Genomic DNA, 26,980 nt, shown 5'->3' on the forward strand with positions numbered 1-26,980 from the left:
AACATGTTGATTTAAATGGGAAAATTCAATTCGTACATGTTCGCCAGCATCCGCCGTTGTTCAACCTTTAATTCCATGGGGTGCAAGGGGTAGCGAGTTCGAATCCCGCCGTCCCGACCAAATAACAAGAAGAGAATCAACGGCTTAGCAGCTTCGGCAGCTAGGCCGTTTTCCTTTGTGCGGTCGATTCCTGAAGTCCGGCAACAGAATGGGCAACAGAATTCCGTGCCCAAGGCGTCGACGACCGTTCACGCTGAACGCAGCCCGTCAACGGCGTCTTGCGGGGCGCTGCTTCGTGGCGCAGGGCTGATTTCCTGCGAGGCGTCAGAGTTATTCGCCCTGCGAAGAAGAGGCCGGGTGAGATGGTGCAGATGTCGGCGGTTGTAGTACCCGAGTCATCTGCGGCGCTGAGGGTGTCCGCTCCCACACCTCGACCCAGGACGTCGTCAGCGCCGCAGGCACACCACCTCGGGTGCCCGGCTGGAATCTGCAAGTTTTTGCCGCAGCCACCAAGGCGTTGTCTAGCGCGCTGGTGCCGCTGGGGATCAACAACTTGACGTCTGTGACGGCGCCGTCCTTGTCCACAGCGATATCGACGATGGTGCGCGCTTTGAAGCCGGCTGGAAGAAGGTCGCGCACGAATGCGGGTCGGCGGCATGTGCCCCCTATGGCGATGGGCCAAGTGATGCGCACGAAGCCATCCTCGCAGCCCGCTTCAGTCGGACTGACACAACGCTCCTTGGTCGCAGGGCTCACAACCGGCCCGGACACGAACTGTGCATGGGCCGCAGCGGTGGTGAGGGCGAGCGCCAGCGTGATGACGTTGCGAAGGGTAGTAGAGCCGCTAGGCATGAAGTGTTGGAGCGTGAGGGCTTGAGGCGTTTTGGATTGGGCGCAGTCGTGGCAGTCAGCGCCAGCCGCCAAGGCCTAGACGTTCAGTGCCGCCAGCGAATTGTGGCCGCAAGCCGCTAATGCACTGAGGCGCACATGCAGGCGCCAAGCAGTGTCGGGACTGCCCGCTTCCGCAACACCGATCAAGTTCGTGCAAGCGAGGGGCGACTCGCTACAAACCCAGGTCGCGAAGCAGCCCGAAGCGTTGGGCAAAGGCCATCAGCGCCGCGTCCCTCGCCTCCTCGCACGCCATGATCCCGCCGACGATCCGTTCATAGGTGGCGCGGTGCATTCCCTTCGGCCGGCGCCAGTGCTCACCTAGACGGCGCTCAAGCTTGCGCTGCTTGATCCAGGCCCGGCCCATGTCGTCCTCGGACTGGCTGGCGTACGCGACGCGTCCGCAGTGCCTGCACATGAAGTTGCCGGACCGCAGGAACAGCACGCCGACTCGCCGCCTGTCAGGCGACATCCAATACTGCCCCCCGGGGATGCGGACAATTTCTTGGACTACCTGGAGGCAGCGGTCAGTCGTTTGCGTGAGTCAGCATTTTTTTGTGCTTCGACCGTCCCGCCCCAGCGGCCACCCGACGCGACGCTTCAGCCGGCCGGCGCAACCTGGATTGGCAGAGCTCAACGTTTCCATCGTCGCCGTCTTCCGTGGGTTTGCTGCTCAATACGTCCGTTTGGTCGGCCTTGCGGACGCGGCCCAAGGCATCTTGATGATCGCGAGCCCCTTTTGACTGCGTCCTCGTTCCATCCAGGATCATCGCGATGGGCCGTACCGATCACCCATCAGACATCTTTCCGTCATCAAGTTCGCGTGCGATGTCAGCGCTCAACTTGCCGGTACCAGCATGCCGCCGCTGTCGATCATGCGATCGCCCGAGCGCCGATTCCAACGCGTTCGTCAGCTTGCCAGCAGCGCCTTCGATTGCCAGATGCAGGCTGCCTGCCTGGTGTTTGACGACGATGTCCTTGACGCCCGAGACGCGTGCTTGCAGCAAGCAGCGCATGTCGGCGTCACCTCCTTTGTCGCTGCCGTTCACGTCGCCCAGGTGCGCATCGACATGCGTGACCTCGCCCGCATATCGGTCCACCGCATCCAGGATCACGCCCTCGACATGCTCAATCAGCTTTTCCCGACCATCGATATGGCTGTCGGTCTGTACTTGCACTTGCATAAATGTCCTTTCGCCCATGCGAAACGCGCATGTCGCCCGCGTCACGGCAATCGCCGTGCCGACAGCCCAGCCGGCCCCTTCATGGGATTCTCCGCACTGGCACTCCGCTGAAAACCCCACTGCCTCGCGCGCGGGTTTTCTCTTTACCGTTCGAGGTGCATGCGATGGACGCTCCTGCGTCGTCCATGCCTTCATCGCGCGCGACCAAGGACCTCGCGTGGATTCAGCCGCGGCAGTCCTGCTGCCGCCGCGCTACTCGTCGTTCGGGTGGTTGGCGGACTCGGTGTTCCGGTCTGAGTCCGGGTCCTCATCGGTGCCTTTGGCAGGTTCCACCGGAGGCGCCTTGGGGCGCGGCGGTGCTCCAGGGGTGTCGGACACCTGTTCGGTGTCCACGGGGTACACCGGGCGTCGTCCGGGCATCGGTTGAATCGGGTCGGTGGCCATTGCGTCTCCGGGAAGGCTGGGAGCAGAACGGGGGGCAATCGGCGCGCCCCACGAGATTGGCCACCAGGTTGAGCAGTCGTCCGACACGCAACGAACGCGGCACCGACTACGGTCAAGCGCCAGTTGATGGAGCAAACCATGTCCGACGACAAGACGAAATCCGGCGGTCAAGACCGCAAGCGCATCAGCCTGAGCGAGGACTACGAGGTGCGCGATTGGTCCCAGACGTTCGGTGTCACGGCAGACGAGTTGCGCGCGGCGGTTCAGGCCGTCGGCAACGATGCCGCCGCCGTTGAGGCACACCTCAAGGGGAAGCGGTGATTCAGCAGCACCCCTACGGCGGCCTGATGGTGCTCGTGGATGCCCGGCCCGAGGGAGAGCTCTACCGTCCGGCCTTCGCCGTGGCCGAGCGCGCCGATGCCCAGCCCATGCACAGCGACCTGCTCGACATGACCTGCGAGACCGCAACGGCCGCGTTCGCGCGGGGCCGCGAAGCGGGGGAGCTTTGGATCGATGCGCACCAGAACGCGAGCACCGGCCCGTAGACCGTGCGCCACACCATGCGGGTCGCGACCTGGAACATCAACAACGTGGTCCGGCGCCTCGATCTGCTCCTGGATTGGCTGGACCGCACGAAGCCGGATGTCGTTGCGCTGCAAGAGCTCAAAGTCGTCACGGAGCGCTTCCCTGGGGACGCGCTGCGCGAGGCAGGGTATGCGTCCCTCGTTGTTGGCCAGAAAACCTGGAACGGCGTCGCCCTTCTCGCACGCGGCCATGAAATCGTCGAGGTCGCCACCAGGCTGCCCGGCGATGCGAAGGACCTCGAAGCGAGGTACGTCGAGGCTGCCATCAATGGCGTGCTGTTCGGATGCCTGTACCTCCCGAACGGCAACCCGCAGCCCGGCCCCAAGTTCACCTACAAGCTGAAGTGGTTCGAAAGGCTGCGACAGCGGGCCGAAGCCCTGTGGGCTTCAGGCGAACCCGTCGTGCTGCTTGGCGACTGGAACGTTGTCCCAACCGACGCTGACATCTACCGAACCGAGTCGTACCGTGACAACGCGCTCGTTCAGCCGGAGGCACGTGAAGCCTTCGCAGACGTCCTCGCTCAGGGCTGGACCGACGCGCTTAAGCACGTCTTCCCCACCAACACCCCCTACACATTCTGGGACTACATGCGCAAGCGCTGGGAGCGCGACGCAGGCCTGCGGATTGACCACATTCTCGTCAGCTCCAAGCTCAAGGTACTGGACGCCGGCGTTGACAAGGACGAGCGCGGCAAGGACGGACCCAGCGACCACGCTCCTGTCTGGGCGGAGCTCAGATCCACCCGTGGCAGGAAAACCCCATCGATGAAAGTCGCTGCCAAGACGGTAAAGCCGGCCGCCACCGCCAAAGCCCGCAAGGCCCAGCCCGCACCTCCCGACGCACCTGCGCCGCTTGAACACTACAACGCCAAGCGCAACTTCGACATCACTGGCGAGCCGGCAGGTGTCGTCCCACGCAAGAGGGTGAAGACCACGGACCAGTTGCAGTTCGTCATCCAAAAGCACTGGGCCAGCCATCTGCACTACGACTTCCGCCTGGAGCTCGGCGGCGTGATGGTCAGCTGGGCCCTGCCCAAGGGGCCGTCCTTCGACCCCGCCATCAAGCGGATGGGCATCCACGTCGAGGACCACCCCATCAGCTACAACGCCTTCGAGGGCGAAATCCCGAAGGGCCAGTACGGCGGCGGCACCGTCATCATCTGGGACCGCGGCACCTGGGAGCCTGTCGGGGACGCGAAGGAAGGACTCGCCAAGGGCAAGCTCATGTTCCACATGCACGGCGAGAAGCTGGCCGGCCTGTGGGAGCTCGTGCGCATCGGCAAGCCCGGCGACAAGAAGCCGCCCTGGTTGCTGTTGAAGAAGCGCGGCGACGCCTGGGCGCGGCCTTTGGCCGAGTACGACGTCATCACGGCGCTCCCGGACAGCGTCGTCGCCCATCCTCTGGGGCCGGTCGAGGAACGCGAGCCGCGCGCCGCGCCGGCAGCTGCCTCCTCTTTTCGCAACAGCCAGGAACCTGACCTGGCAAGCGCGAGGAAGGCCGCACTCCCCGCCAAGCTCGAGCCCCAGTTGGCCACGCTGGCAAGCGCCGCGCCAGCGGAGGCTGGGTGGCTGGCGGAAAGCAAGTACGACGGCTACCGAGTTCTTGCGCGCATCTCCAAAGGCAAAGTTCAGCTCTTCACGCGCAACGGCAACGACTGGACCGGCAAGCTGCGCAGCGTTGCGGACGCTGTCGAGGCCCTGGGCATCGACGCCGCATGGCTCGACGGCGAAATCGTCGTCATGAACGACCGCGGGGTGCCGGACTTCAACGCCTTGCAGACCGCCATCGACAAGGCCGCGAGCGAGAACATCGTCTACTACGTCTTCGACGTGCCCTACCTCGCCCAACAGGACCTGCGTGCGGTTCCTTTTGACAGCCGGCGCAAGGTCCTCGAAGCGCTCCTTGAAGACCGCGCGTCAGACCGCGTCCGGCTGAGCCAGACCTTTGATGCGCCGCCGTCACAGCTCCTGGCAGCCGCGTGCCAGATCGGTCTGGAAGGCGTCATGCTCAAGCGAGCCGATGCGCCCTATGCCTGCGGCAGAACGCAGACCTGGCTCAAGCTGAAGTGTCAGCACCGGCAAGAGTTTGTCGTCGTGGGCTTCACGGACCGTTCCAACGCGAGTGGCGAGGTCGGCAATCTCACCCTCGGCTACTACGACGACGGCGTGCTCATGCACGCTGGCGCGGTCGGCACGGGTTGGAGTTCCACCGCCGGTCGCGAGATTTACGCGCAGCTGAAGAAGCTCGAAGTGAAGACACCCACCGTCGACCCGGCCGCGGCCAAGCCCGGTCGCTGGTCAAAGCGCTCCGCCGGCGCCCAGCGTTGGGTCAAACCCGAGATGGTGGTCGAAGTGGCCTTTGCAGAGTGGACGCCCGATGGCTCCGTGCGACATGCGACGTTTCGCGGCGTCCGCACCGACAAACCCGCATCCAGCATCAGGCGAGAGGACACCCCCCCGATGAACCGCACGGTCAAAGCATCCAAGAGCGCCAAGAACGGTGCGGCGCTCAGCGTCAAGGTGAGCCACCCGGAGCGCGTCATCGACAAGTCCACCGGCATCACGAAAGTCGAGCTCGTTCGCTACTACGAGAGCATTGCCGACTGGATGCTGCCGCACCTCAAGGACCGTCCGGTGTCCTTGGTCCGTGCACCTCAGGGCATCGAGGGCCAGCTCTTCTTCCAGAAGCACTCCGAGGCCAAGATCCCCGGCATGACGGACTTGGACGCATCGCTGTGGCCCGGCCACGACGCCTTGCTCGCCGTGAACTCCGCCGAAGCGCTGGTCAACGCTGCCCAGTTCAACACCATCGAATTCCACACCTGGAACGCCAGGTCCGCCCGGATCAATCGACCGGATAGGGTCATCTTCGACCTCGACCCAGGCGAAGGCGTGACCTGGGCGCACCTGCAGGAAGCTGCGGTTCTGACCAAAGGGTTCCTTGAGCAACTCGGTCTGCAGGCGTGGCTCAAAACCTCCGGCGGCAAGGGCTTGCACGTCGTCGTGCCACTGGCGCCCAAGCTCGAGTACGACGCCGTGAAGGCGTTCTCTCAGGCCGTCGTGCAGCACATGGCCAAAGTGATACCCAGCCGGTTCGTCGCCAAATCGGGAGGCTCGAACCGCGTCGGGAAGATATTCATCGACTACCTGCGCAACGGGCACGGCCAGACGACCGCCGCGGCGTTCTCCGCGCGCGCTCGACCCGGGCTCGGCGTCTCGATGCCGGTGTCGTGGGAGCAGCTGGCCGAACTCAAGAGCGGCTCGCAATGGACCATCGCCACGGCGCGTGAGTACCTGACCTTCCAGAAGAACGACCCGTGGGCGGACTACTGGAAGACCAAGCAGACCCTCATCAAGGCCACCAAGTTGCTCAAGGCGACCTAGGCCGCGCACCCTCATTCATCAACCGGAACCCACCATGGCCACCAAGAAGGCAGCAGCATCCGAGAAACCCAAGTCCAGCTCACGGTCCATCTGGAAGGGGGCCATTTCATTTGGCTTGGTCCACGTTCCGGTGTCGCTGCACTCTGCGACTGATGAACAGGAAATCGACTTCGACTGGCTGGACAAGCGCACGATGGACCCGGTCGGCTACAAGCGCATCAACAAGCGCACCGGCAAGGAAATCGACAAGGACAACATCGTCAAAGGTGTGAAGCTCGAGGACGACAAGTACGTCGTGCTGTCCGACGATGAAATCAAGGCGGCGTACCCCAAGCGCACCCAGACCATCGCCATCGAGACCTTCGTCAAGGCGACTGACGTCTCGTTCGTCTATACCGAGCGGCCGTACTACCTGGCGCCGCAAGGCAAGGCCGACCGCGTCTACGCACTGCTGCGCGAGGCGCTGACGAAAGCCGGCGTCATCGGCATCGCCCGCTTCGTGCTGCACAACAAGGAGCATCTGGCAGCGCTCATCCCAGCCGGACCGGCCCTCATGCTGGGCACGCTTCGCTGGGCAAACGAGGTTCGCTCCCCTGATGCTCTGTCATTGCCAAAGGAAGGTGCGACTGCCAACAGCTTGAAGCCGGCCGAACTCAAGATGGCGCAGCAGCTCATCGAGGAGATGACCTCCACCTGGAAGCCGGACGAGTTCACAGACGACTTCACCAGTGCCATCCGCGCGCTCATCCAGAAGAAGGCGAAGGCCGGCAAGACAGCGACGGTTGAGCCCTTCGAAGAAGCGCCAGACCTCAGCGGCTCGAACGTCGTGGACCTGAGCGAACTGCTGCGGCAGAGCCTGGGAAGCAGGTCCAAGGGTTCGAAGGCCGCTGCTGATGATGCAGCAGCCAAGAAGCCGACCGCTAAGAAGGCTCCCGCGACCAAGAAGGCTGCGACCGCCAAGAGCCCGGCCAAAAAGGCGGCCTGACCAAGTACCGGCCACAAAGGAACCGCCATGAACGTCGACCTTGCCATCCGCGGCGCGCTAGCCTCACTTCCCGACACCTTCAACCACGCCCAGTTCATCCAGGCCCTCGCGCTGCACGACATGACCGCGCAGGACGCAGGGCTCGCGTTGGAGCGGGCCGTCATGGAGGGCTACGTCGCACGCGCGCCCAGCTCCGTGCTTTCCAAGTTACCCAAGGCTGCCGTCGTCGCGGCGACGGGCCACTTGCCACAGCCATAGCTGCCTCTGCCGACACGCAGGTGACTTCGTCAGTCCTGCTCTGTGTCATCGAGGGCCTGGCCCCGCATGGCCCGGCGCACGGCATCCTCGATGGCATCCAGCACATCCGGCTGCACTCGCTCGGCGTAGCGCTTGCGCCGATTGTTTGAAAGCGTGCCACCGTTCTGAAAAACGGTAACGATCAACGTCGCCAGGTCGCTGCCTCGCAAGTCGTGCCGGGCATCTATGAAGCGCTTCACTTGGTCGAACAGGCCGAGGAAAGCCACCTTTTGCCGCATATGCGTTTCCAGGGAGGCCTCAGCCATGTCCAGCATAAACACTGCCGCCTCGGTCAGGTCCATGCAGCCGAACCAGACTTCCGCATCAGCCGCCCACGCATAGTCGTAGTGCTCGTCCCCCGCCCACGTCACCTCGCAAAGCCCACGCGCCGGCTTGCTGAAGGCGGTGAGAGCCTTGATGTAGTCTGCCTCCTGCCTCTTCATTGCCACCGAAATGGGCAACAGGAACTGCGGCGGTAGCAGGCCAGATTGGCCCGGGCAGTGATGGATCAGGAAGCGCGTCCTTTTGGAGCGCGGTTGTCTTGGACATGGTGATCCTGGTGGACGGGCGGCTGCAGCTGCCTGCAGCCGCCTGCCCTGGCTCAGGGCCGGTAGAAGACGGTCTGGTTGTCTTCCAGGACGTCACCCTGGATCGTGCCCTTGGTCTCCTCCTTCGCGTCGCCCAGGTCGACGATCTCCAGTTGCGGTGCTTCGCTCATGACGTTCTCCTTCAGTGGTTGAGGTCAGGATTGCCTTCGGCGAAATTGCCTCTGGCGAACCAAAGATAGGAGCGGTGGGCTCGTCGGTGCAATGGGTTCTTCCGGTGAATTGCAGCGTTCGGTTGCCGACTGTTCAGACTCGCTCAATGAACGCATGGCGTTCTCAAATCACAGTTTTCTTTGCCACTCCGATCCGCTTGTTCGGCTCAAGTCCTCTACCGAGGCCGGTCGCACAGGATCGCGGTGTACTGCACTGAATTTTTCCGTTGGTAGCACCGACACCAGATCGGATGCCGCTCGACCCGTCAGGTCGTGAGCGCATCGGATCTCAGTCGGTCAAAGCGAGACCGACGCCTGCGAGGCGTCGACCCGGAAAAGCGGGGCGTCGCCAGAGACGGCGACCGAACGATGCAGCCGTTGGTGTGAGATTTTTACTATGGATTTCCGGGGCTCAAACGTTATATAGGTATGGAGACCAGGAACCTCTCTCACGAAGCGCAGGTCGTCTGGCACATATGTTGGCAGGCCGCGAAGAGCCGCAGCCTGCTCGTCAATCTCTCCGTGGCCGAGATGATCCAGACCCGGATCAGAGCGGCTCACGCCCCTCCGGGGCGGCAGCTGCTGTACTACCTGTTGATGCCGTCAGAGATCCATGTGCTCTCTGCATTGCCAGAAGGGGACAGCCCTCAACTGTTGGCTCGCGAGATCGGGAGCCTTGTTTCCAGGTGGGTGCGTGAAGTCGACCACACGCGGGGACCGGTGTTCGCCGCGCGGTACCGGGCCCACGCGGTGAAATCCTCTGCGGAGTTGAAGCACGAGCTGCGCATGTTGGCCTGGCGTCCCGTTGCGGTGGGGCTCTGTGCCAGGCCGTCGTACTACCTGAACTCGTCACTGCGAGCCACCGTGGGCATGAGCGCGTGCCACGGCTTCGAGCCGAAGGCATTGCTCAGCAGATTCGACAGTGCGAGCCTCGAGGCGAGACTGGCGATTCGCGAGGTGGTTCGTGGTCGACCGCCCAAGGTTGAACTTCGGGAGTGGGAGTTGAACCACGGCCTGGCGCTTGCAACTGGGACGATCGGGCCCCAGGCTTCGGTTGCTCGCGAGGTCGCAGACATTACAGCGACGCTCGTCGCGGCTGGCGGCGACGACGGAATCGATGGCGCCATCACCTTGTTGGAGCTGTGGGTCGCCCACAAGCTCAGGATCGCACCAGGACGGTGTCTCTGCACGCTGTCAGGCCCCGTAGGAGTTCGGGCGAGAGCCTTGGTCGCCGGGTTGGCAGTCCAGTCGAAGCTTTGTTCCGCAGCCGCGATGGCACGTAGATTCAAGCGCGCCAAGGCGACCCTCTGCGAGCAGATGGCTGCGTCGCGTGCAAGTGCAGAGGACCGGCATTTGCTGGAAACCCCGGTCGCTACCATACTCAAGGAGACGATGAGCCTTGGTCGACGGCGTCAGCATGTAGCTTGCTGAAGCCGCCTCGCGGCGATGTGCCGGACGACGCATGCCCGGAATTTATGAGCAACATAGGGTTCGATAGAGACGATGGTCAAGGCTCTGGCAGGCGCCAGCAGGTGACGCCCCAGATCGCCGCGGAAGCAGCTGTCTGGGTTGTGAGCCTCCACGGGCCTGACAGAGACGGCGCCATGGAAGAGGGTCTGCGTGCTTGGCTCAATCTTTCGCCCGCGCATAGGGAGGCGTTCGAGGAGATGACCGACATCTGGCAGGCAATCCCGGGGACGAGAACTGCACAGGCCTATGCAGCCGCAATTGAGGCGTCCAAGCGACGCGCCAGGCGCCGGCGCTATGTAGCACTCCAGTGGGTGGCGCTGGGGGTGGTTGCTGTTTGTATCGGGGCAGTGCTCGTCGCGCTATGAAGACGCGTCTGCAAAGCGGGGGCGCGCTCGCCGTCCTTGCTCTTGAACGAGCTGGGCGCGGAAATGATGGTGGCGTCGACCACAGAACCTGCCTTCAGCAGCAGGCCTTGCTGGGCCAAGTCAGCATTGATCCCGCAAGCATCGGGGGGCGCGAGCTTGTGCTTCTTCAGCGGCGAGCGGAAACGGAGGATGGTGGCTTCGTCGGGCATGCGCGGGGCGCATTGCAGGCCGGCAATGCGGTGGTACAGCGGCCGCTCGTGCAGCTGAGCTTCCATCGCCGTGTCGCTGAGGTTTCACCACAACCCCAAACTGCACCCTGAGCGCGAACTCTGGCCCGTGGTTCAGACCTGCCTGAGCTGGCGGTGGTCGCCCCAGCAGATCAGCGCCACACTGCGCCGCATGTTCCCCGACCAGCCCGACATGCACGTCAGCCACGAGACCATCTACACGGCGATCTACGCCCAGCCGGCCGGCGAGTTGCGCCGCGAACTCGTCAAGTGCCTGCGCCAGGCCAAGAACACGCGCGCCGGCCTCGCAGCGCCGGCGACGACCGCCGAGGCCAGATCCCGGACATGGTCAGCATCCACGTGCGCCCGCCCCAGGTATGCCGGATGCCTCGGCAGCCAGTGCGCTGGCGGCGTTCACTGACAAGCTCAGCCACATCGCAGAGCCGGTGCGCCGCTCGATGACCTACGACCAGGGGCGCGAGATGGTGCGCCACGCCGAGCTGACGCGCAGGACCGGGGTGAAGGTCTACTTCTGCGACCCGCACAGCCCTTGGCAGCGGGCCGCCTGCGAGAACACCAATGGACTGATCCGCCAGTACCTGCTCAAGGGCACGGACTGGTCGGTTCACAGCCAGGAACAACTCGACTTCATCGCCGACGAGATCAACAACCGACCTCGCAACCGCTTGGGCTGGGACAGCCCGATCCAGCGCTTCCGGGCGATCATGCAGGCGCTGCAAGAATCTCCTTCCTCACCACTTCACTGACCGCTACGCCTGTGTTGCAGTTGGGATTTGAAACCACCCTGGTTACCACCTACGCGATGCGTCGCGAATACCGGCCTCGTTTCGTCGACCTGAGCGATGCCAGGACTGCAACAAGGGGCCCTGGCGGCGAAGCGTGGAAGGCAACTCGCTTCTTCTCTACAGATGCTAACCAGGGTTGAACCGGGTGTGGGACCTGGATCGCACGGCTTTGATTCGGCGCTCAGCCATCAATACTCTTTGAACACTTCGGCCGCCGGTCGTCGACCTCCTTCATGACGGCCATCTGATCCCAGGCCTCGTACCTCGTCCGCAAGGACGCCTTCGTCTCAGTCGCGAGGAGTGGCTCAAAGCGCTTCTCTCCTCGCAACCAGAACTTGAACCAATCGACGTTGCCCTGTAGAGAAATCATGCGATGGCTCGGTGTCGACAGCATGTGAGCGCCATCCGGGATGAGGATCAGCTCCGCTGGCTTGTACTGCCGGCGCATGAGCGCATAGACGTCCCAGTAATTGGTCACCGGCGCGCCATAGCTTTCGAAGCGCAGCGCCGTCTTCACGCAGTCGGTATTCAGCGCGGGGTCGCGAGCGATCCACGTGGCCAGATCCGGTCTTACGGGCAGACCACCGTTGACGCTTTCTTTGTACCCCCACGTGGCATCCGTTGACGAGTAGGTGATGGCGTAGGAAAACAGTGTGTCCGCGTCGCCATCAGCAATCGTCGCGGCGCGCACCGGCAGTTCAGAGAAGGTGATGAGGTTCATCACTTTCGCGCCCGTGGCACTGAAGCCGATGATCCCCACGCGCGCGGGGTCAACGAGCCCCTGTTTGACCAAGGCCTGGACTGCGCTCTTCACCCCCTGGTTGAAGACGAGGTTCTCCCCCGACTTGATGATCGCCGGAGCATTCGCCGGGCGAAACTTCATCCCAAGCACAAGCACACCCTCGCGCATGAGCGCGCGCCCCGGATAGGCGCTGGTAAAGCCCAGTCCCGCCGGATTCGGCCCGTCCAGATAGAAGTTGCCTGCGTCGTACGTGTAGGCCTGAATGACAAGCGGCAGTCGCTTGCCAGCCACCGCGTCACTCGGCACCAGCAGTCCGCCTTCCCATGGCCTGCCCTGGTCGTCCTGCCATTTGAAGGTCGACGCCACGCCCCAAGAGTTGGCGTCGAATTGGGGATTGAGGTTGGTCAATGGGACGGTCTGGCCCGCAGGCCCCTTGGCAACCACGTCAGCGGGCTGATTCAGGCTCTCCTCCACGTTCAGCGCCCAATCCGTCTTGGCTACTGCCGCAACGGGATCGACCTCGCGCCACCCACCGCGCTCCAGACGCTCAAACTGCCGCGTCTTGCCGTCGTCATCGACCTCGATGCGATCGCCGATGGCGGTGGCCTCGTTCATGCGCCCCGCCAACCGGGCGACGATGACCCATCTGCCGCTGTCCGGCCAGTACTCGATGACGTGAGAGGCGGTCGACACCTGGCTGTCGACCAGTGGCAGATGCGTGCCGGCCAGGACCACGGACTCGCCGGTGGGACTCCACACCCTGTCATGGCGGGTCTGTCCGCCGCCGATGCGAGCATCGTCCGGCGCATCCAGGATGTCCTGCGCACGTCCGTCGTCGAGTCGCCAGGCAACCATGCGCCGCGCGGCGAAGGCCAGCGGGCCGCTGTAGTACCGCAACGGGTCCCGCGTCAGCGATGGACCGTAGACCTGCGCAGCCTGGCGCAGCAGCGGATATTGCGTGCGCCAGTCGCGCACGCGCTCGACCTCGAACTTCGGAAGAATCGCCCATCGACCGTCCGGGGAGATGTCGACCACTGGCAGCCCGCCGTTGGACTGCAGGAAGGGCTCGCCCAACGGCCTGGGTTGGCTGTTTGAGCCGACGTCTTCCACGTAGAAGCTGTACTTGGGCACTTGATGTGCCGGCGATTGCTGCCCGTACAGCGCGGCTCGGATCCACTGGTTGCCCACGACGATGCTGTGCTCGCCGGACCTCATCGGCGGGTTCGGCACCCGCGCGGCATAGACCAGCCGCTTCAGGTCCCGCGACATTGCAAACGAGACGATCGGCATCGACGCATGGCTCAACTGGACCACCTGCCGGGTCTTCAGGTCCAGGCTGTAGACCTGAAAGACCTCGTCGCGGACCTTCGCGCGAAAGACGAGCGTCTGGTCGCCCGCCCATTGGACCTGCGCGAGCGCTGGATAGCCGCCAATGCCGTCGACAGCCGCATCAAGCTTGAAGACAACCTCTGGAGGCGCCGGGCGGCCTTGTGCCAAGCGGCGTGAATCAAGATCCAGCATCAGGATCTCGTAGCGGTTGATGTCTGTCGCCACGTCAGACCTGCGGGTGACGATGAACGCCCGCGTGCCGTCCGCCGATGTCTGCTTGCTCATCGCCTCAGCGTCATGAACGGCGGGCTGGGTGATCTTCTTGAACTCCACGACATCCCGGACGGAAGGGCCGACCGAGCCATGGACGGTGTCCGGCGACAGGGCCGCCGCGAGCATTGCAATCAGCGAGGCGAGTAGGTAGATGCGCATGACAAATACTTAAAAATGGCGCGGCCCAACGCCCCGCGTTCGAAGCGCGGGCCGCGCAAAGCGGAGCTCAGGGACAGAGCTCCGGGAGGAATGTCAAAGGAAGTACACGCCAGCAGGAAGGCCGGTGCGTGTTGCCGGCGTGCTACCAGTCCAGGGTCAGGCGCACGGTGGTGTAGCGACCACGCCAGTCCGCCTGCGTGAGGTCGTAGTAAGGCGCGCCCTGCGCATACTGCGGCTGCCGGTCGGCGAGGTTGGCCACGCTCACGCCAACCGACGCGTTCTTGAAACCAGGCAGCAGCCCCGGCCACAGCTTCTTCAGGTCCAGCGTGCCGGACAGGTCATGCAGCCAGAAGTTGCCGAGGCGCCGGTCGCTCGCGCCGGAGTCCACGTAGCGCCCGAGGTAGCGGCTCGTCACGCCGAGGTTCCAAGTGCCGTGATCGATGCCCACCCCAACCTGCCCTTTCCAGGGCGGCGACCAGTAGTCGCTGAAGCGGCGGCCCAGGCGGTCCACGACCGCAGCGCCTGGAGCGAGCTGGACGTCATACCGGCTCGTGCGTGTCGCCCGCCCCGAGGCCGTCACCTTTCCCACCGCTGTCTTCCAGACGTAGGCCAGGTCCACGTCCGTGCCTGAGGTGTCCAGGCGACCGAAGTTGACTTCGGTCGAGCGAACGCTGGTCACGATGCCGGGCTGACCATTCACGCTCGGCGCTCGCGTCACGAGTTCGGGGAACAGGGCCTCGGCGTTCAAGACCGCCTGGGGCGTGAGGAATCCGATCATGTCCCGGATGCGCATCTGCCAGTGCGTGATGCCTACACGCGTGCCCAACCCGCCCTCGATCTCCCACACCGCGCCGATGCTGCGCGACTGCCCGTGCTCTGGCTTCAGCCACGGGTTGGTCCCTCTGATGATCGTGCCGGATGTGAGCAATGCCCCACCCCGCGCGGGATCGGTCAGGTCAAGCCCCGCGGCGTTGGAGGATGTCGAGGTCGTGTTCGTCTGCGTGAGTGTCGGCGGCTTGAACGAGGTCGCCACGGAAGCTCGCACGAGCACACTTCGCGCCGGCCGCAGCTCGAGGCCGCCTTGATAGGTGTTGGCCGAGCCGAAGTCGCTGTAGTGATCGCGTCGCGCGGCCACCGTCAGCGCCGCCAGGTCCCACCTGCCGCCAGCTTCGTTCGCGGAGCGGAGCAGCGGCGCCCTCGCCTCCGCATATGCCGCATAGCTGCGACGCTTGCCGTGGGTCTCGTTCAAGTTGGTGACCACGTCGAAATGATCTTCGGCCGCTTCAGCGCCCACGACCGTCTCGACCGGGCCAGCGGGTAGATCGAGCACGGCGCCTCGCGCAAGGGCCGTGACTTGATCCTTGCGACCCACACTGCGCCTGAGCGCATCAGACCAAATCTGGCGCAGGACGCCATTGCTCGCCGCTCGTCCCGTCGTGAAGGGATTCAGCGCGGTGGCCGGGTTCGACGACGCGAGCGCTGCGGCCATGGCCGTCGCGTTGATGGAGCCGAGCCAGGTTTGCGAGCCTCCACGGTCACTGGCCGTGGAGACCGTCACCTCGGCATCCCATCGTGCGCCGAGTTCGCCTTTGACGCCCAGCAACGCCCGCGTGAAGTTGGTTTGCCGCGAGATCCCCTGCAGGCCGTTCTCGGGACCGAGAACGGTCGACACTGTGACGGCCACGCCAAATGGATTGAATGGGTTGGAGGCGGGCACGGTCGCGTCGTACAGCACGCTGCCACGTTCGGCCCCCTGCATGCGGTCCCTGACATGCGTCAGCTCGGTGAAGGCTGTCCAGTCCCCGAACAGTTTTCTCTCGCCCAGCACATGAAGCGACGCCGTCTCGTAGCCATAGACGAGGGGCATGCCAACGCCTGTGAAGTACTGGTTGCAAAGGGTCGGCGAGCCGGCGGTAGCCTGGAAGTCAGAGATGCTCAAGGCCTGGCCAGAGGCGCTCGCCGGAATGCCTGCGACATTCGAATTCAGACCTGGTAGGTTGCCCGAAACGCTGCGCACGGTGCCTGGCGTGCAGTACTCGCGTCGTGAATCGATGCTGCCCAAGGGGCGGAAGTCGACGTTCCGAAAGAACTCACGCTCCCGCATGGTCAGGGGCGATGAATGGCTGCGTCCCGCGATCACCAGAAATTGCCCGTCGTCGTCCTGCCTTCCGACCGCCACCGACACGCTGTTGTCATCAATGCCGCGCCCCTTGCCCGCGCTCGCCGAGAAGCTCTGGCCGTTGATCGACTTTTTCAGGATCACGTTGACGACACCGGCCAACGCGTCGCCACCGTACACGGCTGACGACCCCAGTGGCAACACCTCGACCCGCTCGATTGCAGCAGCGGGGATGAGGTTCAGATTGAACACCGCCCCAGTGGACGAGCCCACGCCCTGCACCTTGCGTCCATTGATGAGCACCAGCGTCCCGCCTTGCGGCATGCCACGCAACTGGACGGTGCCGTGGCCCAGCATCGAGCTGAAGGTGCCTTCGCCGGCGGATGCCGAGACCTCGGACAGCGAAGCCAGGAAACGCTGCAGGCTGGGTTGGCCGCTCTTGGCGATGTCATCTCGCGTGTAGACGTTCACCGGCGCCGGGCCTTCAGCATCGAGACGGCGCAGTCGCGAACCGGTGATCTCGACGCGGGTCAACTCCTCATGACGTGCCTCGTCTCGAGGTTCAGCGCTGCTGGCCGCAGCCTCGGCTTCTGCAATGCCCATCGTTGCTACGCCAGATGGCTCGATGCGAGTACCGGTCGGAACTCCGGAGGGACTTCTGCCGGGTGTTGCGGGCCGTTCCGCGGCAGGCGGGGCAGCAGGCTTCACCACCACGGTGCCGTTCGGCATCATCTCCGCCGTCAAGCCAGTACCCCGAAGCGCGGCGCTGATGGCGTCGATCGGTGACATGCGCCCAGACACGGGCTTGGCCACGCGACCCGCTACCGTTCCCGGGTCATACAGCACCGCCGTGTTGGTCTGACGACCAATCGCAACCAGGGCCTCGGCCAAGCCCTGCGAAGGCTGCTCGATCGCGTACCGCGCTGCCTGGGGTGGCTCGGCCCCGGCGGCAACACCGGCGCCAAGACAAAGCGAAATCCACGCACTGATCTGCAGCGCTTCGCGTGGGCTGAGATTGCGGAGACTGAGGATGTGTCTCATCTGAAGTCCTTGTTGTTGGAGGTCACAACAAGATGACGTTTCAGTCGAGGGCCTGGCGGCCAGGACATGCCCTACTCTGCTTTTTCGAGCGTCAACCGTCCAGCCTCATTCTTCAGCCGCAGGCCGTGCAAGTGCGCGACAGCATTGGCGAATCCGACGTTGTCTCCGGTGGGATAGAGACCGCTCACGCGCATGTTTGTACGAGCCAACTCGTCCACCAACACGATGGACGTTCGGCTGTAGCGGTTCATCTCGGCAACAGCCTCGGGTAGCGTGGCGGCGTCGAACACCACCTCGCTCTGCTTCCATGCGGTGACCGCCTCCACATTGGGCCGATCGACCTGCGGCGCAGACGCGACCTTGCTGCCCGCCTCACGACTCAGGCGCAGTCGATCACCCGCTTTCATCGCAACGAGCCTCGCGGGCGCTATGGCGTCCGAGGGTGATTCCGCCGCAGGCCTGACATTGACCTGCCCCTCGATGAGCGTGACGAGCACTTCATTCGATTTGCCCTCAGTGGTTGTTCCGTACCGCACCGCAAACGCGGTGCCGACGGCAACAACCTCGCTGCCCGACGCACGAACGACGAACGGACGAGCCGGGTCCTTCGACACCTCAAAGATCGCCTCCCCGTTCTTGACGGTGACCGTGCGCTGGCTGTCATTGAAGCTCACGCGTACCCGTGTGTCGGTGTTCAGTCGCATGCGGGATCCGTCGTCCAGCATCACAACGCGCTGTTCGCCCACGGCTGTCCGATACAGGCCGCGCTCCCACCAGTGCTGACCCGCAAAAAGTCCGACGGCGACGAGAACGGCCACGACGCCACCGGCCGCCAACCGCGAGAACCCGCCATACACCCCCCCCGGGTGCCTCACGTTCTGAGCCGCGAGGGCCTTGTAGGCGTCTGCAAACTTGATGTTGCCGGCGGCTACCCAGGCATCCGTTGTCTTCTCAAATGCATCCCGATGCTCGGCGGACTGCGCCTGCCATTTCCGGAACTCCCGTTCCATCTCGGGCGACCGGTCCTCGCTGTGCAGCTTGGTCACCCAAACCGCCGCCTGAGCACGGACGGCGGGCGACGGCTTGGGCCGGCGTTGTGCGCCGTCCGCGGCGCCGGCCTCTGGCCGCTCCATGGCTACCAGCCCTCCATCCAGTCCGAAAGCTGCATCACCGCCTTGGAGATGTGCCACTCGACCCCGCTGCGGGTCATGCCGAACTTGGCTGCGATCTCGTTGTACTTCATCCCGTCCAGCTTACTCGCCAGGAAGATGGCGCGGGTCTTGTCGTCCATCTGGGCCAGGCACGCAATCACCCGACCGGCCAGCTCCCGTGAGAGAACGACGTCCTCGGCGCTGGGCGAACCATCGAAGATGACTTCATCCTCGGGCTGCACTTGTTCCCCGCGCGTCAAAGACATGCGGTGAGCATCAATCGCCATGTTCAAGGCCACCTTCATCACGAAGGCCTCCGGGCTTTTCACTTCCTGCGTCTGCTGGGTAGTTTGGAACTGAAGCCAGGCGTCATGCAAGATGTCTTCCGCATCGCATTCGGACTGGCCACGCCTCATCAGCGCTGACTTGACGCGCGAGAATAGACCCGGCAAGTCGGCAAACATGGCAATGCCCTTCATGCTAGTGTCAGTACGCGAGCAACGCCGGGCGCTGAAGCGGCGCTTCGGCGGAAGGACAAGCGAGCGCGACCAGTGGCAAGCGCTGCTGCCCGGTCGCGGTCCAACCCACGCTCGGCCTTCTCGAGGCAAGCAACAACGAAATCGAGTGCTGTCGTGGAATCGGAGAATTGACCATGGCGCTTGATCACACGCGTCAGGCACTCACTCACGTCCGCAGCCATTCGGTCCGCCGAGCGAACCAGCTCACGCAGAGGTGCGTCAAGCGCGTAGAACGCTTCGGATCGTGACAGCGCCTCATCCCACTGATGGACGATTTCTGGGTATCTTTCACCCAGTGCCGAACCTTGAAATTCCCGGAACTTCGCACGCGCAGCCTGCGAATTATCTAACTCAGCCACCGTGCGCAGCATTCTTGCGACTTTGACACGGTGGCGAGGCCTGACCAGAGTGTCTGCGGAGGAAATCAGCTCCTGCATGGACGGGACGATGGCCGCATGCCGAAGGGTCTCTCTAAACACCATCTCGGCGCCACCGATGTTCCCGATGCAGAACCGTATCGAAAGCACCCCGCGCTCGCACAACTGACCGAACACATCGGGCGGTAGTCCGGCGTTTCCATCGGCGTTTTTCCAGGCCCCGAGGAACTCTGAGCCTCCGTCGTTGAGCGTTCCAAGCGCCCACCAAGTCGGTCCGTTTTCTTCGATTGCCGTTCTGAGCTTCACCTTCGAGGCTCGGAACACAACGTACGCATAACGGCGACATAGTGGCCGGCTCACCCAAGTCTCAGTTGTGGAACCTATGAAAGTCGACATTTCTCGGACCTCCGCACTGTTTATAAACAGTGGTCCGATTGTAGCGAGAGACAAAGCATCTGGGAATGCCAAATCACTCGCCGCGCTCTGGTGGCCGTCCTGCAGGTGCAACATCTTTTGATCCAATTCCAGCCACAGCTTTCGGCCAGGCAGTACGGGAATTTCGGATGGAACGCGGCCTTACCCAGGAGGGACTGGCGTTAGTCGCTGGTGTAGATCGCGGCTTCATGGGACACCTTGAGCGCGGGGAGCGCCAGGCATCTTTGACAGTGCTGCTCAAGATCGCGAAAGCCCTTGGCTGTCGCCCGTCTGCCCTGCTCGCAGCCGTCGAGGCACAGCTTCCGGCAAGCTACCTCTCAGTGGAGTAGCGCTAGACGCATCACTCGTCGCCCGCGACCTGACCAAATCTCTCCCACACAATTTGGCTGACTCTGCAGCAGTCCTCCAGCTTCATCCGGCCGATCTGGCACTCCCGACGAGGAATGCCCAGCGCGTTTGACAGCCATTCGTAGGCCTCGTGCTTGGTCATGAGCCCGTGGCTCCAAACCGGATCGAAGGCCTTGTGCGCCGAGGTGCGCACGGCACGGAGCTCCTCATTGGCCAAGTCACCGAACGGTTCGTCTCCGCCGCTCTTGCAACCAACCCACGCATCGCAGGCCCAGCACACCCAGAACTGCCTGTCCTGCAGGTCCTTGCGGTCCGGGTAGACCGCCAGACCGCCATGGAGTTCGGCGCGCTGGCCGCAGTAGTTGCAGACCACGTCCCGGTCGGACTCGCGCTGCGGCGGGGACGGGACCGGGCGTCCTGCCAGTTCTCGCATGCGCTTCAGATAGGTGAGCAGGCTGGTCATGCCGATACCGGTGGCAGGACCATCCGGCCCGTCGGCAATCGTCTGCCAAGCCTGGTTGCCCGGCCAGAAGTCCACCCTGTCATCCATCCGGATCCGCTTGCCGCCGTCTAGCGACACGACATTGCCCTCGCCGAAAACGCCCAGCCCGGCCTGCCCGTCGGAACCTTGTCTGTACGCAACCACGTTGGAGGCTCCACGCCTATGCGGCAATGCGGTGCTCGTAGAACACCGGCGTACGGTCATCGAAGATCTCGTACAGCGCCTTCAGGTTGGTCGGGTCGGGATTCAGCCAGGCGTCGACGTGCTCCGGCTTGATGCGGATGATCATCCGGTCGTGACCCGCGGCCGCAACTTCCGCCGGCGGCTCGTCGGTGATGGCGGCGAATGACAACAGGTCAGGCTCGCCGTCCTGCTTCCAGTGCGACCAGAGGCAGGCGATGAGCATCAGCTCCGGCGGATTGGGCTGGAACTGCAGGATCACGTTCTCGGGCTTTTCATCCGGTGCCAGCGCGCGGTGTTCCATGTCGTGCCGCTTGACGTTCTCGTAGAACGTGTCGACCAGCAGGATGCCGTGGCTGACCCCGAACTGGCCCCGCCAGAAGCCTTCCAGGTTGTCGCGGCGGGCGTTGTAGGTGCCGGGGAACTTGATGTCGTAGTTGGCCGGCTTGCCTGCGGGCCGGCATTGGTAGCGCATGGGCAGGACGACGCGCTGGCCGTCGCGCACGACCATCACGGGCGCGAAGCCGCCCGGGAAGATGCGCGAGTCCCGGTCCAGCAGCTCGGTGCGACGGAGATCGTCCAGGTCCAGCCGGGCCTTGGAGATCTTGGACGGAGCGATACGAAGGCTGTCCAGCACGGTCGTGGCCGGCTTGGGGTTGGTCTGCACGATGCGCTCGGCATCCGCCAGGCGCTTGCGCTGCGCGAACAGCTCCTGCTCCAGCGCCATCGTCCGGTCGGCCTTGTAGGCGGCGATCAGCCGCTGGATTTCCAGCGCTTCAGGCGAGGTCGCCTCACCGTCGAAAGCCGCCTCCATGGCCTTGGGGATCTTCAGCTTGGCTTGCTGCCGGCCGTAGAAGACCTGCACGAACTCCTTGATGCTGATGTGCGCGCCAAACATCCGCGTGTAGTCACGGTAGTCGGCGCGGATCTGAGCTGAATAGCACATCGCGGTCTGTTCCTGGCAAGGGGGATGGGGCAGTTATCTCACGGCGCGGCCGGCAGCTCCAGCAGCCGCCAACTCCTCCCGCGATCCAGCGTCTTGTCTGACTGGACGCCGAACCCGCTTGCATATACTGTATGTGCATACAGTCTTTTGCCCATCTCCATGCTTCCCGCCACCCCCGGGCTGGTTGGGGCGTCGCCGCCCCACGGTCTGCCCTCGCCTGCTCAAAACGCCGCCCTCGGCGCGCATGAGCCCCTGCCTCACGAGGTGGAGGCGGCGCTGTGGCGCGGCGATCAGCTGGGGGGTCCGGTGGCCGACGTGCTGTCCAGCGGGTTTCCCGAGCTGGACGTCCATCTGCCGGGTGGCGGCTGGCCCTGCGGCGCGCTGACGGAAGTCCTGGTCAGTCAGTTCTCCATCGCCGAGCTGCGCCTGCTGTCCCCCGTCATCGCGCACCAGACCCGCGCCGGCCGCAGCGTGGCGCTCATTGGCCCCTCGCTGTCCCCACACGCTCCGGGCCTGCGCCACGATGGCATCGACGAGCGTCACCTGGTCTGGATCGATGTGGACACCCCGCGCGACCGGCTGTGGGCCACCGAACAAGTCGTCAAGGCCGGCAGTTTCGGCGCCGTCATCGCCTGGCTGCCGCTGGTGCGCGCGGAGCAGATCCGCCGTCTGCAGGTGCTGGCAAGCCGCTGCAAGGGTCCCCTCTTCCTGTGCCGGCCTGAAGTCGCCGCACAGGACTCGTCCGCCGCGCCGCTGCGCGTCATGGTTCGCGTCGCCACCGACTGGCAGATCGCCGTGGACGTGCTCAAGCGCAAGGGCGTGCCGCTGGAGCAGACGCTGCACCTGACGTCGATGCCCGGCGGCCTCGCCAGCATCATGACCCCGAGGCTGCGCTATCCCAGCCGCCTCACTCCCATCGAGCCGAGCCATGCTGTGGTCAGCCCTGCTGTTGCCGCCGTGCGCCAACGATCCGAACTCGCCGAGTCCTCCAAGTCCTGACGCGCTCCGAGCCGTGGCCACCTGGGCGTTGCAATTCACGCCCCGCGTCGCGGTCTTCGAGGATGCCGTCCTGATGGAGGTCCAGGGCAGCACGCGGCTGTTTGGCGGCAAACGTGCGCTGCGCGACCGCGTCGTGGCCGAAGCCGAGGAACTGGCGGTCCAGAAGGTCGCCTGGGCCCCCACCAGCCTGGGCGCACTCGCCCTGGCGCGCAACCACCGCGAAGACGGCATCCGCCGCCCCTTGCAGGACATCCTTGACGCGCTGCCCATGGAAAGCTTGAGCGCTGTGCGGCCCCACGCAACGACGCTGGCTCAGACCGGCTGCCGGACCCTGGGCGACGTGCGTGCCTTGCCCCGCGCCGGCCTCGCGCGCCGTTTCGGCAAGGAGTTGCGGCAGGCGATGGACCGCGCCTACGGTCACGAGCCGGAGGGCTACGTCTGGGAAGTCCTGCCTGATCAGTTCAACGCGCGGCTGGAGCTGCCATTCCGGGTGGAACACGCGCCCGCCCTGCTGCAGGGTGCACGCCGGCTGCTGGTGCAGATGTGCGGGTGGCTGGCCGCGCGGCATGCAGGCACCACCGCCTTCACGCTGCGCTGGTGCCATGACGCCATGCGATCGCGCGATGCCGGCGACGGCGGGGCCTTGACGGTGGGGACGGCAGACCCGAGTCGGGACGTCGAGCACCTGTGCCGGCTGCTGGCGGAACACCTGGCCAAGGTCGAGCTCCTCGCGCCGGTGGGCGACCTGATGCTGAGCGCGGAAGAGGTCCACGACCAGGCAGGCAGCAATGGCTCGCTGCTGCTGGACGACACCGACGTCACCGAGTCGCCGCATCTCGTGCTGGAGCGCATGGCTGCGCGCCTTGGGCCTGACGCCGTGCGCCGCTGCGTCGTGCACGCGGACCACCGACAGGAGTGGATGGCGCACTGGCAGGCCGCCGCCGAACCCTTGTCCAGGCAGACAGAGCCGAGCACCGATCTACCCCAGCCGACGTGGGTGCTGAGGGAGCCGCTGAAGCTCAGTGTTCGCAACCACCGCCCCGTTTATCAGGGCGAGCTCCAACTGCTGGCCGGGCCGCAATGCGTCGAAGGCGGCTGGTGGGACCGCGACGAGGCGGCCGGGTCCGGGCGCCTCGTGATGCGCGACTACTGGCTCGCAGAGTCCCGCCATGCCGGCCTGCTGTGGATCTTCCAGGCCAAGCTGGACGATGGTGTCGGCTGGTTCCTGCACGGCATCTTCGGGTGAGGTCCGGCCATGATCCCGCCCTATGCCGAGCTGCGCTGCGTCTCGAACTTCACCTTCCTGCGCGGCGCCAGCAAGCCCGAGGAGCTGGTGCAGCGCGCCAAGGCGCTGGGCTATGCCGCCATTGCGATTGCCGACGAGTGCAGCATGGCCGGCATCGTGCGGGCGCACACGGCCTCCAAGGAGGCCGGCATCAAGCTGCTGGTGGGCTCGCAGTTCGAGGTGCGCTCGGACACGCCGTTCAGCTTCGTCGTGCTGGCCACCAACCGCAACGGCTACGGCAACCTGTGCGAGTTCATCACGCACCTGCGCCGCCGCTCCGAGAAGGGCAGCTACTACCTGGATCTGGCCGAGATCGACAGCCGCACGCTCGCCGACTGCGTCGTCATCGCGGTGCCGGACCGGCGCTGCACCCTGGAACAGATGGAGGTCATCGCGCGGTGGCTGCTGCGGCACTGGACAGGCTGCTGCTGGCTGGGGTGGGAGCAGTTGCGTCGTCTTGACGACGAGGTGCAGCTTCACAAGCTGCGTGAATGCAGCGAACTCACGGCCGTGCCCATCGTCGCGGTCGGCGACGTGCACATGCATGTGCGCTCACGCAAGCCGCTGCAGGACGTGCTCACTGCCACCCGGCTGCGCATGCCGATCACGGCATGCGGGCTGAAGCTGCGCCAGAACGCCGAGCAGCACCTGCGCACGCGCCGGCGCATTGCAGAGCGCTGCCCGCCCGAGCTGATGCTGGAGACCCTGCGCGTTGCCGATCGCTGCGACTTCAGCCTCGATGAGCTGAAATACCAGTACCCCGACGAGGTCGTGCCTGCGGGCGAGACGCCAACGACCTACCTTCGGCGCATCGTGTATGAGGGAGCCGGCCGGCGCTGGCCCAGCGGCATCCCCGCGGAGGCCCAGACCCAGATCGAGCATGAGCTGGCCCTGATCGCCGAGATGCAGTACGAGCACTACTTCCTCACGGTCTACGACATCGTCGCGTTCGCGCGCAGCCGCGGCATCCTCTGCCAGGGCCGAGGTTCGGCCGCCAACTCCGTCGTCTGCTACTGCGCGGGAGTGACCGAGGTGGATCCGCTGCGCAGCTCGATGCTGTTCGAACGCTTCATCAGCAAGGAACGCGGTGAGCCGCCAGACATCGATGTGGACTTCGAGCACGAGCGGCGCGAGGAGGTCATCCAGTACCTCTACCGCAAGTACGGACGCGATCGCGCGGCGCTGACAGCCACCGTCGCGAGCTACCGGCCGCGCAGCACGCTGCGCGATGTCGGCAAGGCACTCGGCATTGCCGACGAAGCCATGGAGGTGCTGCGCAGCGGCACCAGCGCCTGGGAGCTGGATCTCAACGACGAACTCATCACCGAGGCTGGACTGAACAAGGACAGCCTGCTGGTGCGTCAACTGCGCGAGTTGACGGGCCAGTTGCTGTCCTTCCCGCGTCACCTCGGACAGCACACCGGCGGCTTCGTGCTGACCAACGGGCCGTTGAGCCGGCTGGTGCCCATCGAAAACGCTGCCATGCCGGATCGCAGCATCATCCAGTGGGACAAGGACGACCTGGACCTGATGGGCCTGCTCAAAGTCGATGTGCTGGCCCTGGGCATGTTGACGGCCTTGCGCAAGGCGTTGGACCTGATCGGGCAACGCAAGGGCCACATGATGGAGATGCAGGACATCCCCGCCGAGGATCCGGTCACCTACGACATGATCTGCCGGGCCGACACCGTCGGCACGTTCCAGGTGGAGAGCCGCGCGCAGATGAGCATGCTGCCCCGGCACCGCCCACGCCGCTTCTATGACCTGGTCGTGCAGGTGGCCATCGTGAGGCCCGGCCCCATCCAGGGCGGCTCGGTGCACCCGTACCTGGATCGCCGCAGTGGTCGCGTGCCCGTGAGCTATCCCAGCCCCGAGATCGAGAAGGCCCTGGGACGAACATTGGGCGTGCCGCTGTTCCAGGAACAGTGCATGCAGCTGGCCATCCTCTGCGCGGGCTTCACGCCCGGCGAGGCCGATGGGCTGCGTCGTGCGATGGCGGCCTGGCGTCGCACGGGGAGCCTGGACAAGTACGAGCCGCGGATCATCCAGGGCATGCTGGAGCGCGGCTATACCGACGCGTTCGCACGCAACGTCTTCGAGCAGATGAAAGGCTTCAGCAGCTATGGCTTCCCAGAGAGCCACGCAGCCAGCTTCGCGATCCTGGTCTATGCGTCCTGCTGGGTGAAGTGCCATCACCCGGCCGAGTTCCTGTGCGCAATCCTGAACTCACAGCCCATGGGGTTCTATTCACCCAGCCAACTGGTGCAGGACGCCAAGCGACACGGCGTTGACGTGCGGCCCATCGACGTGCTGCACAGCGACTGGGACTGCACGCTGGAGAACATCGAGCATCAGCCCGCCGTCCGGCTGGGCCTGCGGCTCGTGAAGGGATTCAAGGAAGCGTCCGCCGACCGCATCACCGCTGCCCGTGCTGGCACCTTCTTCGAGAGCGCCGAGGAACTGGCGCGTCTGGCGAGGCTTGAGCACCTGGACATGCAGCAGCTCGCAGCGAGCGACGCGCTGCGCAGCCTCAGCGGCCATCGCCGACAGCAGGTCTGGGACGCCGCCGCACTGCGCCGGCCGCCGGAGCTGCTGCGCGACGCACCGGTTGACGAACCCGTCCTGGAACTCGCGGCCGCAGCAGAAGGTGAAGAGGTGATCTGGGACTACCGCACGCTCGGGCTGACGCTACGCAGCCATCCGCTACAGCTGCTTCGCCACCGACTCGATGAGCGGCGATTCCTGACCGCCGAGGAGCTGTCGCTCACGGATGACGGGGAGACCGTGGACTACTGCGGCATCGTCACCCTGCGCCAGCAACCCGAAACCGCCAAGGGCGTGGTCTTCGTCAGCCTCGAGGACGAGACCGGCAACGTGCAGGTCATCGTCTGGCCCAGCGTTCGTCAAGACCAGCCCAAGGAGTTGCTGCAGTCTCGGCTGCTGGCCGTGCAGGGTCGGTGGCAGCGACAAGGCGATGCCTGCAGCCTGATCGCCAGAAGCCTTGAGGACCTCACACCACTGCTGGGCGAACTGGAAACGAGCAGTCGGGATTTCCGCTTGTGAACGGCGATCAGGATCCGCTTCTATTCGGCGGTGAGATGGCGGTTCCGCTCCAAGCTCTGTAAAGGGCTGTTTGCGTGCTGGGTGCGGGTCGACGGCGATCTGTGGTGATCGTCGTGGGGAAT

The 26,980-nt window shown here is 64.6% G+C and carries 24 protein-coding genes and 1 pseudogene; 12 read left to right on the forward strand and 13 right to left on the reverse strand.

The annotated features are described in order from the left end of the window. Positions 1-330 precede the first annotated feature (330 nt). The 3 genes from ACG02S_RS25445 to ACG02S_RS25455 form a co-directional block, all read right to left on the reverse strand. Positions 331-852 carry an energy transducer TonB gene (locus ACG02S_RS25445; RefSeq protein WP_394473304.1) on the reverse strand — a complete coding sequence of 174 codons (522 nt, stop codon included), beginning with the start codon at positions 850-852 and terminating at the stop codon, positions 331-333. Positions 853-1,063: 211 nt separating this feature from the next. Then, entirely contained in the window at positions 1,064-1,333 is a 270-nt protein-coding gene (locus tag ACG02S_RS25450) for a hypothetical protein (protein ID WP_394473305.1), read from the reverse strand. 343 nt (positions 1,334-1,676) lie between these two features. Next, positions 1,677-2,072 carry an HPF/RaiA family ribosome-associated protein gene (locus tag ACG02S_RS25455; RefSeq protein ID WP_394473306.1) on the reverse strand — a complete coding sequence of 132 codons (396 nt, stop codon included), beginning with the start codon at positions 2,070-2,072 and terminating at the stop codon, positions 1,677-1,679. Between the two features lie 582 nt (positions 2,073-2,654). On the opposite strand from ACG02S_RS25455, the gene ACG02S_RS25460 reads away from it, so the two are divergent. From ACG02S_RS25460 to ACG02S_RS25480, 5 genes are read left to right on the forward strand one after another with little or no spacing between them, the layout of a single operon-like run. Continuing rightward, positions 2,655-2,837: a DUF3606 domain-containing protein gene (locus ACG02S_RS25460; RefSeq protein WP_394473307.1), complete on the forward strand. Its 183-nt coding sequence runs from the start codon at positions 2,655-2,657 to the stop codon at positions 2,835-2,837. Next, positions 2,834-3,061: a hypothetical protein gene (locus tag ACG02S_RS25465; protein ID WP_394473308.1), complete on the forward strand. Its 228-nt coding sequence runs from the start codon at positions 2,834-2,836 to the stop codon at positions 3,059-3,061. The genes ACG02S_RS25460 and ACG02S_RS25465 overlap by 4 nt, the downstream gene beginning before the upstream one ends. A gap of 15 nt (positions 3,062-3,076) precedes the next feature. Beyond that, positions 3,077-6,484 carry a DNA ligase D gene (ligD, locus tag ACG02S_RS25470; RefSeq protein ID WP_394473309.1) on the forward strand — a complete coding sequence of 1,136 codons (3,408 nt, stop codon included), beginning with the start codon at positions 3,077-3,079 and terminating at the stop codon, positions 6,482-6,484. Positions 6,485-6,518: 34 nt separating this feature from the next. Continuing rightward, a complete protein-coding gene (gene ku / locus ACG02S_RS25475; protein WP_394473310.1) occupies positions 6,519-7,469 on the forward strand; it encodes a non-homologous end joining protein Ku in 951 nt (316 codons plus the stop codon). Between the two features lie 27 nt (positions 7,470-7,496). Beyond that, entirely contained in the window at positions 7,497-7,727 is a 231-nt protein-coding gene (locus tag ACG02S_RS25480; RefSeq protein WP_394473311.1) for a hypothetical protein, read from the forward strand. Positions 7,728-7,756: 29 nt separating this feature from the next. Here the strand turns inward: ACG02S_RS25480 and ACG02S_RS25485 are convergent, their stop codons facing one another. Both ACG02S_RS25485 and ACG02S_RS25490 read right to left on the reverse strand, forming a co-directional pair. After that, positions 7,757-8,227 carry a hypothetical protein gene (locus ACG02S_RS25485; RefSeq protein ID WP_394473312.1) on the reverse strand — a complete coding sequence of 157 codons (471 nt, stop codon included), beginning with the start codon at positions 8,225-8,227 and terminating at the stop codon, positions 7,757-7,759. Positions 8,228-8,367: 140 nt separating this feature from the next. After that, positions 8,368-8,484: a benenodin family lasso peptide gene (locus ACG02S_RS25490; RefSeq protein WP_394473313.1), complete on the reverse strand. Its 117-nt coding sequence runs from the start codon at positions 8,482-8,484 to the stop codon at positions 8,368-8,370. A 468-nt stretch (positions 8,485-8,952) separates the two neighbouring features. On the opposite strand from ACG02S_RS25490, the gene ACG02S_RS25495 reads away from it, so the two are divergent. Both ACG02S_RS25495 and ACG02S_RS25500 read left to right on the forward strand, forming a co-directional pair. Continuing rightward, positions 8,953-9,954, forward strand: a complete 1,002-nt coding sequence (locus ACG02S_RS25495; protein WP_394473314.1) for a transposase — start codon at positions 8,953-8,955, stop codon at positions 9,952-9,954. 44 nt (positions 9,955-9,998) lie between these two features. Beyond that, entirely contained in the window at positions 9,999-10,358 is a 360-nt protein-coding gene (locus tag ACG02S_RS25500) for a FecR/PupR family sigma factor regulator (RefSeq protein ID WP_394473327.1), read from the forward strand. On the opposite strand, the gene ACG02S_RS25505 is transcribed toward ACG02S_RS25500, so the two are convergent. Beyond that, a complete protein-coding gene (locus ACG02S_RS25505; RefSeq protein ID WP_394473315.1) occupies positions 10,286-10,633 on the reverse strand; it encodes a transposase in 348 nt (115 codons plus the stop codon). The genes ACG02S_RS25500 and ACG02S_RS25505 overlap by 73 nt on opposite strands. 31 nt (positions 10,634-10,664) lie before the next feature. Between ACG02S_RS25505 and ACG02S_RS25510 the strand changes: the two are divergent. Then, positions 10,665-11,352, forward strand: a pseudogene (locus ACG02S_RS25510) (IS30 family transposase); the annotation flags it as partial. Between the two features lie 220 nt (positions 11,353-11,572). Here the strand turns inward: ACG02S_RS25510 and ACG02S_RS25515 are convergent. The 5 genes from ACG02S_RS25515 to ACG02S_RS25535 form a co-directional block, all read right to left on the reverse strand. Further along, the gene (locus ACG02S_RS25515) at positions 11,573-13,894 is read right to left on the reverse strand and encodes a prolyl oligopeptidase family serine peptidase (protein ID WP_394473316.1); all 2,322 of its coding nucleotides are present in this window, start codon (positions 13,892-13,894) and stop codon (positions 11,573-11,575) included. Positions 13,895-14,036: 142 nt separating this feature from the next. Then, positions 14,037-17,054 carry a TonB-dependent receptor domain-containing protein gene (locus tag ACG02S_RS25520; RefSeq protein ID WP_394473317.1) on the reverse strand — a complete coding sequence of 1,006 codons (3,018 nt, stop codon included), beginning with the start codon at positions 17,052-17,054 and terminating at the stop codon, positions 14,037-14,039. A 71-nt stretch (positions 17,055-17,125) separates the two neighbouring features. Then, the gene (locus tag ACG02S_RS25525) at positions 17,126-18,187 is read right to left on the reverse strand and encodes a FecR family protein (protein ID WP_394473318.1); all 1,062 of its coding nucleotides are present in this window, start codon (positions 18,185-18,187) and stop codon (positions 17,126-17,128) included. 2 nt (positions 18,188-18,189) lie between these two features. Further along, complete coding sequence (locus ACG02S_RS25530; RefSeq protein WP_394473319.1) at positions 18,190-18,684, reverse strand: RNA polymerase sigma factor; 495 nt, start codon at positions 18,682-18,684, stop codon at positions 18,190-18,192. After that, positions 18,681-19,610 carry a transposase gene (locus ACG02S_RS25535; RefSeq protein WP_394473320.1) on the reverse strand — a complete coding sequence of 310 codons (930 nt, stop codon included), beginning with the start codon at positions 19,608-19,610 and terminating at the stop codon, positions 18,681-18,683. The genes ACG02S_RS25530 and ACG02S_RS25535 overlap by 4 nt, the downstream gene beginning before the upstream one ends. Between ACG02S_RS25535 and ACG02S_RS25540 the strand changes: the two genes are divergently transcribed. Next, positions 19,562-19,864 (forward strand): helix-turn-helix domain-containing protein, encoded by a 303-nt coding sequence (locus tag ACG02S_RS25540; protein ID WP_394473321.1) that lies wholly within the window; start codon positions 19,562-19,564, stop codon positions 19,862-19,864. The genes ACG02S_RS25535 and ACG02S_RS25540 overlap by 49 nt on opposite strands. 11 nt (positions 19,865-19,875) lie before the next feature. On the opposite strand, the gene ACG02S_RS25545 is transcribed toward ACG02S_RS25540, so the two are convergent. Next, a complete protein-coding gene (locus ACG02S_RS25545; RefSeq protein WP_394473322.1) occupies positions 19,876-20,529 on the reverse strand; it encodes a zinc-finger-containing protein in 654 nt (217 codons plus the stop codon). 16 nt (positions 20,530-20,545) lie between these two features. Next, complete coding sequence (locus ACG02S_RS25550; protein ID WP_394473323.1) at positions 20,546-21,511, reverse strand: SOS response-associated peptidase family protein; 966 nt, start codon at positions 21,509-21,511, stop codon at positions 20,546-20,548. Positions 21,512-21,670: 159 nt separating this feature from the next. On the opposite strand from ACG02S_RS25550, the gene imuA reads away from it, so the two are divergent. Genes imuA through ACG02S_RS25565 form a run of 3 tightly spaced genes read left to right on the forward strand, consistent with a single transcriptional unit; the run spans position 21,671 to position 26,858 of the window. Continuing rightward, positions 21,671-22,510 (forward strand): translesion DNA synthesis-associated protein ImuA, encoded by an 840-nt coding sequence (gene imuA / locus ACG02S_RS25555; RefSeq protein WP_394473324.1) that lies wholly within the window; start codon positions 21,671-21,673, stop codon positions 22,508-22,510. Next, positions 22,440-23,756 carry a Y-family DNA polymerase gene (locus ACG02S_RS25560; RefSeq protein WP_394473325.1) on the forward strand — a complete coding sequence of 439 codons (1,317 nt, stop codon included), beginning with the start codon at positions 22,440-22,442 and terminating at the stop codon, positions 23,754-23,756. Before imuA ends, ACG02S_RS25560 begins: the two co-directional genes overlap by 71 nt. A gap of 9 nt (positions 23,757-23,765) precedes the next feature. Next, on the forward strand, positions 23,766-26,858 hold the full coding sequence (locus ACG02S_RS25565) for an error-prone DNA polymerase (RefSeq protein WP_394473326.1): 3,093 nt from the start codon (positions 23,766-23,768) through the stop codon (positions 26,856-26,858). Positions 26,859-26,980: the final 122 nt, after the last annotated feature.

The organism is Pelomonas dachongensis (assembly GCF_043555865.1).
Lineage (GTDB): Bacteria > Pseudomonadota > Gammaproteobacteria > Burkholderiales > Burkholderiaceae_C > Pelomonas > Pelomonas dachongensis.

What these genes read in the sequence shown, in the direction of transcription:
- ACG02S_RS25495 (WP_394473314.1), top strand. Translation starts at nt 8,953, where the DNA reads ATGGAGACCAGGAACCTCTCTCACGAAGCGCAGGTCGTCTGGCACATA.
- ACG02S_RS25560 (WP_394473325.1), top strand. Translation starts at nt 22,440, where the DNA reads ATGCTGTGGTCAGCCCTGCTGTTGCCGCCGTGCGCCAACGATCCGAAC.
- ACG02S_RS25480 (WP_394473311.1), top strand. Translation starts at nt 7,497, where the DNA reads ATGAACGTCGACCTTGCCATCCGCGGCGCGCTAGCCTCACTTCCCGAC.
- ACG02S_RS25500 (WP_394473327.1), top strand. Translation starts at nt 9,999, where the DNA reads ATGAGCAACATAGGGTTCGATAGAGACGATGGTCAAGGCTCTGGCAGG.
- ACG02S_RS25455 (WP_394473306.1), bottom strand. Translation starts at nt 2,072, where the DNA reads ATGCAAGTGCAAGTACAGACCGACAGCCATATCGATGGTCGGGAAAAG.
- ACG02S_RS25490 (WP_394473313.1), bottom strand. Translation starts at nt 8,484, where the DNA reads ATGAGCGAAGCACCGCAACTGGAGATCGTCGACCTGGGCGACGCGAAG.
- ACG02S_RS25535 (WP_394473320.1), bottom strand. Translation starts at nt 19,610, where the DNA reads ATGTTGCACCTGCAGGACGGCCACCAGAGCGCGGCGAGTGATTTGGCA.
- ACG02S_RS25445 (WP_394473304.1), bottom strand. Translation starts at nt 852, where the DNA reads ATGCCTAGCGGCTCTACTACCCTTCGCAACGTCATCACGCTGGCGCTC.
- ACG02S_RS25505 (WP_394473315.1), bottom strand. Translation starts at nt 10,633, where the DNA reads ATGGAAGCTCAGCTGCACGAGCGGCCGCTGTACCACCGCATTGCCGGC.
- ligD (WP_394473309.1), top strand. Translation starts at nt 3,077, where the DNA reads ATGCGGGTCGCGACCTGGAACATCAACAACGTGGTCCGGCGCCTCGAT.
- imuA (WP_394473324.1), top strand. Translation starts at nt 21,671, where the DNA reads ATGCTTCCCGCCACCCCCGGGCTGGTTGGGGCGTCGCCGCCCCACGGT.
- ku (WP_394473310.1), top strand. Translation starts at nt 6,519, where the DNA reads ATGGCCACCAAGAAGGCAGCAGCATCCGAGAAACCCAAGTCCAGCTCA.
- ACG02S_RS25460 (WP_394473307.1), top strand. Translation starts at nt 2,655, where the DNA reads ATGTCCGACGACAAGACGAAATCCGGCGGTCAAGACCGCAAGCGCATC.
- ACG02S_RS25565 (WP_394473326.1), top strand. Translation starts at nt 23,766, where the DNA reads ATGATCCCGCCCTATGCCGAGCTGCGCTGCGTCTCGAACTTCACCTTC.
- ACG02S_RS25540 (WP_394473321.1), top strand. Translation starts at nt 19,562, where the DNA reads ATGCCAAATCACTCGCCGCGCTCTGGTGGCCGTCCTGCAGGTGCAACA.
- ACG02S_RS25550 (WP_394473323.1), bottom strand. Translation starts at nt 21,511, where the DNA reads ATGTGCTATTCAGCTCAGATCCGCGCCGACTACCGTGACTACACGCGG.
- ACG02S_RS25520 (WP_394473317.1), bottom strand. Translation starts at nt 17,054, where the DNA reads ATGAGACACATCCTCAGTCTCCGCAATCTCAGCCCACGCGAAGCGCTG.
- ACG02S_RS25515 (WP_394473316.1), bottom strand. Translation starts at nt 13,894, where the DNA reads ATGCGCATCTACCTACTCGCCTCGCTGATTGCAATGCTCGCGGCGGCC.
- ACG02S_RS25530 (WP_394473319.1), bottom strand. Translation starts at nt 18,684, where the DNA reads ATGAAGGGCATTGCCATGTTTGCCGACTTGCCGGGTCTATTCTCGCGC.
- ACG02S_RS25525 (WP_394473318.1), bottom strand. Translation starts at nt 18,187, where the DNA reads ATGGAGCGGCCAGAGGCCGGCGCCGCGGACGGCGCACAACGCCGGCCC.